The 8,954-nt window shown below is 60.3% G+C and carries 7 protein-coding genes; 5 read left to right on the top strand and 2 right to left on the bottom strand.

What is annotated here, in order from left to right; genetic code table 11:
* Positions 1-153: 153 nt before the first annotated feature.
* On the bottom strand, positions 154-1,374 hold the full coding sequence (locus tag ACSSU5_RS11310; protein WP_413470107.1) for a CaiB/BaiF CoA transferase family protein: 1,221 nt from the start codon (positions 1,372-1,374) through the stop codon (positions 154-156).
* Positions 1,375-1,388: 14 nt separating this feature from the next.
* The gene (locus tag ACSSU5_RS11305) at positions 1,389-2,570 is read right to left on the bottom strand and encodes an acyl-CoA dehydrogenase (protein ID WP_027591941.1); all 1,182 of its coding nucleotides are present in this window, start codon (positions 2,568-2,570) and stop codon (positions 1,389-1,391) included.
* A 162-nt stretch (positions 2,571-2,732) separates the two neighbouring features.
* Between ACSSU5_RS11305 and ACSSU5_RS11300 the strand changes: the two genes are divergently transcribed.
* The 5 genes from ACSSU5_RS11300 to scpC all read left to right on the top strand — a co-directional run bounded on the left by ACSSU5_RS11300 (position 2,733) and on the right by scpC (position 8,624).
* Positions 2,733-3,632, top strand: coding sequence for a LysR family transcriptional regulator (locus ACSSU5_RS11300; RefSeq protein ID WP_264310825.1), 900 nt, complete (start codon positions 2,733-2,735; stop codon positions 3,630-3,632).
* Between the two features lie 423 nt (positions 3,633-4,055).
* The gene (locus ACSSU5_RS11295; protein WP_264310826.1) at positions 4,056-5,177 is read left to right on the top strand and encodes a Re/Si-specific NAD(P)(+) transhydrogenase subunit alpha; all 1,122 of its coding nucleotides are present in this window, start codon (positions 4,056-4,058) and stop codon (positions 5,175-5,177) included.
* Positions 5,178-5,188: 11 nt separating this feature from the next.
* Positions 5,189-5,503 (top strand): NAD(P) transhydrogenase subunit alpha part 2, encoded by a 315-nt coding sequence (locus ACSSU5_RS11290; RefSeq protein ID WP_027591944.1) that lies wholly within the window; start codon positions 5,189-5,191, stop codon positions 5,501-5,503.
* Between the two features lie 2 nt (positions 5,504-5,505).
* Positions 5,506-6,942, top strand: coding sequence for an NAD(P)(+) transhydrogenase (Re/Si-specific) subunit beta (locus ACSSU5_RS11285; protein ID WP_264310827.1), 1,437 nt, complete (start codon positions 5,506-5,508; stop codon positions 6,940-6,942).
* Between the two features lie 188 nt (positions 6,943-7,130).
* Complete coding sequence (scpC, locus tag ACSSU5_RS11280; RefSeq protein WP_492561165.1) at positions 7,131-8,624, top strand: succinyl-CoA:acetate CoA-transferase ScpC; 1,494 nt, start codon at positions 7,131-7,133, stop codon at positions 8,622-8,624.
* The last annotated feature ends 330 nt before the right edge of the window (positions 8,625-8,954 follow it).

Raw genomic sequence — 8,954 nt, 5'->3', positions numbered from 1 at the left:
AGGAGTTTCTCGTTCCAACTACGCTGGAAGTGGGGCGCATTATAAGGGGATTCGAAACCCCGTCAACCTTTAATTTCACGAAACCTTAATATCGCTAAAAAGCAAAGCGGGGAGGCCTTCGGCCTCCCCGCTGTTCCATAGCTCTATATAGCCTCAAAGCACCCCGGCACTGCGCAAGCGGTGTACCGCATCAGCATCCAGCCCCAGCACGTCACTCAATACCGCCTCGGTATGCTCACCCAACAACGGTGGCGCCCGCCGGTACTCCACCGGCGTCTCCGACAACCGAATAGGGCTGGCCACCTGCGGCACACTCCCTGCCAGCGGATGCGGGATATTCACCGCCAACCCTCGAGCCACTACCTGCGGATCCTGGAACATCTGCGCCAGGTCATTGATAGGTCCACATGGCACCCCTGCCTTCTCCAACTGGCTCACCCACTGCGCCGTGGTCTTGAACACCGTGGCCTGACGAATCAACGGAATCAGCTCACCGCGATTGGCTACCCGCAGCTTATTGGTAGCAAAGCGCGGATCATCCGCCCACTGGGGCTGCCCAGCCACCTCGGCAAACTTGCGAAACTGACCGTCATTACCCACGGTAAGGATGAAATCGCCATCTGCTGTAGGGAAGTCCTGGTAAGGCACGATATTGGGATGCGCATTGCCCAGGCGTCGAGGTGGATTACCCGTGGTCAGATAGTTCATCGCCTGGTTGGCCAGGCACGCCACCTGCACATCGAGCAACGCCATGTCGACATGCTGACCGATGCCGGCCTGATCCCGATGAGCGAGGGCCGCCAAAATCGCCACCGTCGAGTACAGCCCAGTGAGGATGTCGGTGAGTGCTACGCCAACCTTTACCGGCCCCGCGCCTTCCTCACCCTCAGGCCGCCCGGTCAGGCTCATCAGCCCGCCCAGCCCCTGGATCATGAAGTCATACCCCGCGCGCTTGGCATATGGCCCCGTCTGGCCGAAGCCGGTGATGGAGCAATAGATAAGCTTCGGGTTGAGCGCTTTCAGGCTTTGGTAATCCAGCCCGTACGCCGCCAGGCCGCCCACCTTGAAGTTCTCGATGACGATATCCGACTTGGCCGCTAGCTCACGCACCAGGCGCTGACCCTCAGGCTGCGTGAAGTCGATCGTCACCGAACGCTTATTGCGGTTGGCCGAGAGGTAATAAGCCGCTTCGCTGGTGTTCTCACCTTGTGCATCCTTAAGGAAAGGCGGCCCCCACGAGCGGGTATCGTCGCCATTGCCAGGGCGCTCGACCTTGATCACGTCAGCCCCAAGGTCAGCGAGAATCTGGCCAGACCATGGGCCGGCCAACACGCGCGAAAGGTCCAGCACCCGCAGATGTGATAGCGCGCCCATGGGCAGACTCCTTATTAATAGAAGGCCTGGATACCGGTCTGAGCACGCCCCAGGATCAATGCATGTACATCATGGGTGCCCTCATAGGTGTTGACCACCTCAAGGTTGACCAGATGACGGGCCACGCCGAACTCATCGGAAATACCGTTACCACCCAGCATGTCACGCGCCATGCGGGCGATATCCAAGGCCTTGCCGCAGGAATTACGCTTCATGATCGACGTGATCTCGACGGCTGCCGTGCCTTCGTCCTTCATGCGCCCCAACCGCAGGCAGCCCTGCAGCGCCAAGGTGATCTCGGTTTGCATGTCCGCCAGCTTTTTCTGGATCAGCTGATTGGCTGCAAGCGGGCGGCCGAACTGCTGACGGTCCAGGGTGTATTGGCGCGCGGTGTGCCAGCAAGCCTCGGCAGCGCCCAGCGCCCCCCAGGAGATGCCATAGCGGGCCGAGTTCAGGCAGGTGAACGGCCCCTTGAGGCCACGCACGTCCGGGAAGATGTTTTCTTCAGGCACGAATACGTTATCCATCACGATCTCACCCGTGATCGAAGCACGCAGGCCGACCTTGCCGTGGATCGCCGGAGCGCTGAGGCCTTCCCAGCCCTTTTCCAGGACGAAGCCCCGAATGTCGCCAGCATCATCCTTGCCCCAGACCACGAACACATCGGCGATCGGGCTGTTGGTGATCCACATCTTGCTGCCGGTGAGACGGTAACCACCGTCGACCTTCCTGGCGCGGGTGATCATCGAACCGGGATCGGAGCCATGGTTAGGCTCGGTCAGGCCAAAGCAGCCGATCCACTCACCGGTGGCCAGTTTGGGCAGGTACTTCTGCTTTTGCGCCTCAGTGCCAAATTCGTTGATCGGCACCATTACCAGGGAGGACTGCACACTCATCATCGAGCGATAGCCAGAGTCGATGCGTTCGACCTCACGTGCAATCAGCCCGTAGCACACATAATTCAGACCGCTGCCGCCGTACTGCTCGGGGATGGTCGCACCCAGCAAGCCGATTTCCCCCATCTCGCGGAAGATCGCCGGGTCGGTCTGCTCATGGCGGAAAGCCTCGAGCACACGCGGCGCCAACTTGTCCTGGGCGAACTGATAAGCGCTGTCACGCACCATGCGCTCTTCTTCAGTGAGCTGCTGATCCAGCAGCAGCGGATCGATCCAGTTGAAGCTTGCTTTACCGGCCATGAGCGAAATCCTCGAATAGAGAGAGCAAATTCTTGTGCCCTTGAGCCTAGGCCTGATCGGCTGCCGCGACAAACGAGGATTGCGCACGGATTAGTGATAATTTGTCACTTCGTAAATCGGCAAAACGCCATATTGACAGCCTTACAAGTGAGGTTGACGTACATGCGCCGCAAGATCCCCAGCACTGCCGCCCTGGTCTGTTTCGAAGCCGCGGCGCGAAACGAGAGCTTTACCAAGGCCGCGCAAGAGCTTGCGCTGACCCAGAGCGCCGTCTGTCGGCAGATCGGCGGCCTGGAGGCCTTCCTTAATGTGGAACTGTTTCGTCGTTCACGGCGCGGGGTGAAGCTGACCGAGGCCGGGCTTTCCTACAGCCGCCAGGTCGCCGCGCAACTGGATGCCGTTGAGCGCGACACCCTGTCGGTGATGCGCCAGCAAGGCGCCAATGTGATCGAGCTTGCCGTGGTGCCTACCTTTGGCACCCAATGGCTGCTTCCCAGGCTCAAGGACCTCCAGCAGCGCCACCCCGACGTCACCGTCAACCTGACCAACCGCACCCGGCCGTTCCTGTTCGCCGACACCGCCTTTGATGCCGCCATCTATTTCGGCGATGCCGACTGGTCGGGCACGCAGTCGCACCGGCTGATGGGTGAAAACCCAGTGCCGGTGTGCAGCCCAGCCATGCTGGACGGGCAGGGCATGCTCGACGCTCGGCGCATTGCACAACTGCCATTGCTGCAGCAGACCACACGCCCCTATGCCTGGCGACAATGGTTCGGCAGCCTGGGCATGAACGTGGAGCGCGACATGACAGGCCCACGCTATGAACTATTCTCCATGCTCGCGCAGGCGGCAATGCACGAAATGGGCATCGCACTGATCCCGCCCTTCCTGATCCAGCGAGAGTTGGAGGAGGGTAGGTTGGTGGTCGCTAACAGGCATGCCCTGAGCAGCGACAAGGCCTACTATCTGATGATTCCCGAACGCAAAGTGGAGTCTGCCTCACTGCGAGCCTTCCGCGACTGGCTGGTGGCACAAGCCCAGGAATACACCGCCTCGGCCTAAGCTGACCTCGTAGTCAATTATTTTAAACACCTACAGATGTATGTATTTGTCGCATCTACGTAAACTGTTACGCAAGCCTGAAAATCCCCTTTAACCCAGCTTACTACGCGGCTTTCAGGGTTAAATTGCGACATTCACCAAGCTGTGAGCGAATTACCGCGATTTTTTTTGTTTTTTTCTCCTAATCTCCCAATGGCCCATGTTTGACGGGCTGCGACCGTAAGCTTGCGACATACGGTCACAGGGTGACTTGTAGTTTTAACCTGGTTTCGCTCCAGAACTGGTTGTAGGCCCCTGGGTTCATCTGCAAAATGCCTGGCCCGCCTGGGATTCGGCGGGTTGACGCTCAACGACCGTACCAGCGCACCACCCGAAGTACGCTGGCTTCCACAAAGACAAAAGGTCACCGCAGGAGACAAAGTCGTGCACATTGGTGTTCCTCTCGAGACGCAGACGGGTGAGACAAGGGTCGCCGCGACCCCTGAAACCATCAAAAAACTGGTTGCCCAAGGCCATCAGGTCACCGTCCAACGGGGGGCAGGGCTAAACGCCAGCATTCCGGACAGTGCCTATGAGGTCGTGGGGGCCTCCCTGGGAAGCGCCGCCGACGCCTACGGCGCGCAACTCGTACTCAAAGTGGTCGCGCCCAACGATCAAGAGCTCGCGCTGATAAACAGCGGCAGCCTCCTGGTGGGCATGCTCAACCCGTTCAACAGCGAAATGATCGGCAAGATGGCCGAACGCGGTATCACCGCCTTCGCCCTTGAAGCGGCGCCGCGTACCTCGCGGGCACAAAGCCTCGACGTGCTGTCGTCCCAGGCCAACATCGCTGGTTACAAGGCGGTGCTGCTGGCAGCGCATCACTACCCTCGCTTCATGCCCATGCTGATGACCGCCGCCGGTACCGTGAAGGCTGCCCGTGTGCTGATTCTGGGCGCCGGCGTTGCAGGCCTGCAGGCCATTGCCACCGCCAAACGCATGGGCGCCGTGATCGAAGCCTCGGATGTACGCCCCGCAGTCAAGGAGCAGATCGAGTCGCTGGGCGCCAAGTTCCTCGACGTGCCTTACGAAACCGACGAGGAACGTGAGTGCGCCGAAGGGGTTGGCGGCTATGCCCGGCCGATGCCGGCCAGCTGGATGCAGCGCCAGGCCCAGGCCGTACACGAGCGCGCCAAGCAGGCCGATATCGTCATCACCACGGCACTGATCCCTGGCCGCAAGGCACCGACACTGCTCAGCGCCGAAACCGTCGCGCAGATGAAGCCAGGCTCGGTGGTCATCGACCTGGCGGCAGCCCAAGGCGGCAACTGCCCGCTGACCGTCGCCGATCAAGTGGTGCTGCAGAACGGCGTGACCATCGTCGGCCCCACCAACCTGCCTGCCCAGGTGGGGGCCGATGCTTCAGCGCTGTACGCACGCAACCTGCTGGACTTCATGAAGCTGTTGTTCGACAAGGACAACGCGCTGGTCATCAACCTCGAAGACGATATCGTCGCGGCCTGCCTCATGTGCCGCGACGGGCAAGTCGTCCGCAAGAACGGCTAAGGAGCACGACAATGGAAGACATGCTGATTTCCCACGGCATCTACAACCTGATCATTTTCGTGCTGGCCATCTATGTGGGTTACCACGTGGTGTGGAACGTCACCCCGGCCCTGCACACGCCGCTGATGGCGGTCACCAATGCCATCTCCGCCATCGTCATCGTCGGTGCCATGCTGGCTGCGGCGCTGACCGTGACGCCTGCCGGCAAGCTGATGGGCACGCTCGCCGTGGCCTTGGCTGCGGTCAACGTGTTCGGTGGCTTCCTGGTCACCCGTCGCATGCTTGAGATGTTCAAGAAGAAAGCCAAGAACGAGGCGAAGAAGTAAGCATGAGCATGAATCTGGTAACGCTTCTCTACCTGGTCGCCTCGATCTGCTTCATCCAGGCGCTCAAGGGCCTTTCGCACCCGACCACATCTCGGCGCGGCAACCTGTTCGGCATGATTGGCATGGGCTTGGCTATCGTCACCACGGTTGGCCTCATTTATAAGCTGGGCGCAGAGCTGGCAACCGCCGGCATCGGTTACGTGATCGTCGGCCTGCTGGTCGGCGGTACCGCTGGCTCGATCATGGCCAAGCGCGTCGAGATGACCAAGATGCCGGAGCTGGTCGCCTTCATGCACAGCATGATCGGCCTGGCTGCGGTATTCATCGCCATCGCCGCCGTGCTTGAGCCCCAGTCGATGGGCATCGTCGCCAGCATCAGCGACCCGATCCCCACCGGCAACCGCCTGGAGCTGTTCCTGGGCGCTGCAATTGGTGCCATCACCTTCTCCGGTTCCGTGATCGCCTTCGGCAAGCTGTCGGGCAAGTACAAGTTCCGCCTGTTCCAAGGCGCACCGGTACAGTTCGCCGGCCAGCACAAGCTGAACCTGATCCTGGGCCTGACCACCATCGCCCTGGGCCTGCTGTTCACCTTCACCGGCCATTACAGCGCCTTTACCCTGATGCTGGTTTTGGCCTTCATCATGGGCGTGCTGATCATTATCCCGATCGGTGGCGCGGACATGCCCGTGGTGGTGTCGATGCTCAACAGCTATTCGGGCTGGGCAGCGGCGGGTATCGGCTTCTCGCTGAACAACTCGATGCTGATCATCGCAGGCTCTTTGGTCGGCTCCAGCGGTGCGATCCTCTCGTACATCATGTGCAAGGCGATGAACCGTTCGTTCTTCAACGTCATCCTGGGCGGCTTCGGCGGCGCGGCTGATGCGGGTGGCCCGGCAGGCACTCAGGAAGCTCGCCCGGTGAAATCCGGCTCGGCCGACGATGCCACCTTCCTGCTCAGCAATGCCGACACGGTGATCATCGTGCCTGGCTACGGCCTGGCCGTTGCCCGTGCCCAGCACGCGCTGAAGGAGCTGACTGAGAAGCTGACGCACAATGGCGTGACCGTGAAATATGCGATCCACCCGGTGGCAGGCCGTATGCCAGGGCACATGAACGTGTTGCTGGCCGAAGCCGAAGTGCCCTACGACCAGGTGTTCGAGATGGACGACATCAACGCCGAGTTCGGCCAGGCCGACGTGGTACTGGTGCTGGGCGCCAACGACGTGGTCAACCCGGCAGCGAAAAACGATCCCAAATCGCCGATTGCCGGCATGCCGATCCTGGAAGCGTTCAAGGCCAAGACCATCATCGTCAACAAGCGCTCCATGGCCAGTGGCTATGCAGGCCTGGACAACGAACTGTTCTACCTGGACAAGACCATGATGGTATTCGGTGACGCCAAGAAAGTGATCGAGGATATGGTCAAAGCGGTGGAGTAACCCCGTCGCGGCAAACCGTGCGCTATATAAGAAGCCCCGCCGAGCAATCGGCGGGGCTTTTTGCATTTGCCTGATCCAGATCAACGGCTCTACTTCCGGGCTTCTCATACGACCATGGTCGTGGGACGGCAACCGGCGAAATCTCTAGACTGCGCTGCAGTAGCTTCAGTAGCCTGAGATAACAATCCATGTACCGTGATCGTATCCGCTTGTCCTCCCTGCACAGCAAGGTAATGAGTGCGGCTGATGCCGCTGGTCTGATCGAGGACGGCATGACCGTCGGCATGAGCGGGTTCACCCGCGCCGGCGAAGCCAAGGCCGTACCCCATGCCCTGGCCGAACGCGCCAAGCAGTCGCCACTGAAAATCAGCCTGATGACTGGCGCCAGCCTGGGCAATGACCTGGACAAGCAGCTGACCGAGGCCGGCGTGCTGGCTCGCCGCATGCCGTTCCAGGTCGACAGCACCCTGCGCAAGGCCATCAACGACGGCCAGGTCATGTTCATCGACCAGCACCTTTCGGAAACCGTCGAGCAACTGCGCAACCAGCAGCTCAAGCTGCCAGACATCGCCGTCATCGAAGCCGTGGCCATCACCGAAGAAGGCCACATCGTGCCGACCACTTCGGTGGGCAACTCGGCCAGCTTCGCGATCTTCGCCAAGCAAGTGATCATCGAGATCAACCTGTCGCACAACGCCAACCTCGAAGGCCTGCACGACATCTATATCCCGACCTACCGCCCGACCCGCACACCGATCCCGCTGGTCAAGGTCGATGATCGCATCGGCAGCACGGCCATCCCGATCGACCCGGCCAAGATCGTCGGCATCGTCATCAGCGACCAGCCGGACTCGCCGTCCACCGTGTTGCCGCCTGACGACGAAACCCAGGGCATCGCCGACCACCTGATCAACTTCCTCAAGAAGGAAGTCGACGCCGGCCGCATGACCAACAAGCTCGGCCCACTGCAGGCCGGTATCGGCAGCATTGCCAACGCGGTGATGTGCGGTTTGATCGATTCGCCGTTCGAAGACCTGACCATGTACTCCGAAGTACTGCAGGATTCGACCTTCGACCTGATCGACGCTGGCAAGCTGAGCTTCGCCTCGGGCAGCTCGATCACCTTGTCGACCCGCCGTAATGCCGATGTGTTCGGCAACCTGGAGCGCTACAAGGACAAGCTGGTGCTGCGTCCACAGGAGATCTCCAACCACCCGGAAGTGGTCCGTCGCCTGGGCATCATCGGTATCAACACCGCACTGGAGTTCGATATCTACGGCAACGTCAACTCCACCCACGTGTGTGGCACCCGAATGATGAACGGCATCGGCGGTTCTGGCGATTTCGCCCGCAACGCCCACCTGGCCGTGTTCGTCACCAAGTCGATTGCCAAGGGCGGTGCGATTTCCAGCGTGGTGCCGATGGTCAGCCACGTTGACCACACCGAGCACGACGTGGACATCCTGGTCACCGAGCAGGGGCTGGCAGACTTGCGCGGCCTGGCGCCACGCGAGCGTGCCCGGGCGATCATCGACAACTGTGTGCACCCGGATTACCGCGCAGCGCTGAACGACTACTTCGAGCGCGCCTGCCAGCGTGGTGGTCATACCCCGCACATTCTGCGCGAGGCGTTGAGCTGGCACGAAAACCTGGAAGAAACCGGGCGCATGCTCGCCAGCTGATTCCACCCATGCTGTAACAACCCAATCGCCGGCTTGCCGGCGATTGGGTCATAGCGTTCAAGACCTGCCTAAACACCGAATATAAAAACTGTACTACTGTACTGGTTTTCTCGCTTCACCCTCCTCGCCGCAAACCTTCCCATACCCATATTCGCACCATAAGAGTGCAGACCAGTACAGTTGCGCCTATTTCGAGTGCAACAGTAGGGTTACACAGTTAACTGAACCATCGTTCTTCTACAGAACTGTATCTACTGTTATGGACAACAGAGGAGGATCATTGGCATCAGTTAAACCACTACCTAATCCCGCCATAAGCGGAAGGATGAA

It is taken from the genome of Pseudomonas sp. E1MeOHC2, assembly GCF_058745025.1.
Note: the sequence above shows the minus strand (reverse complement) of the source record. Positions and strands in the feature narration are given on the sequence as shown.

Excerpts from the sequence above, each read along its gene's own strand:
- ACSSU5_RS11310 (WP_413470107.1), bottom strand. The coding sequence starts at position 1,374 with ATGGGCGCGCTATCACATCTGCGGGTGCTGGACCTTTCGCGCGTGTTG.
- ACSSU5_RS11305 (WP_027591941.1), bottom strand. The coding sequence starts at position 2,570 with ATGGCCGGTAAAGCAAGCTTCAACTGGATCGATCCGCTGCTGCTGGAT.
- ACSSU5_RS11300 (WP_264310825.1), top strand. The coding sequence starts at position 2,733 with ATGCGCCGCAAGATCCCCAGCACTGCCGCCCTGGTCTGTTTCGAAGCC.
- ACSSU5_RS11290 (WP_027591944.1), top strand. The coding sequence starts at position 5,189 with ATGGAAGACATGCTGATTTCCCACGGCATCTACAACCTGATCATTTTC.
- ACSSU5_RS11285 (WP_264310827.1), top strand. The coding sequence starts at position 5,506 with ATGAGCATGAATCTGGTAACGCTTCTCTACCTGGTCGCCTCGATCTGC.
- scpC (WP_492561165.1), top strand. The coding sequence starts at position 7,131 with ATGTACCGTGATCGTATCCGCTTGTCCTCCCTGCACAGCAAGGTAATG.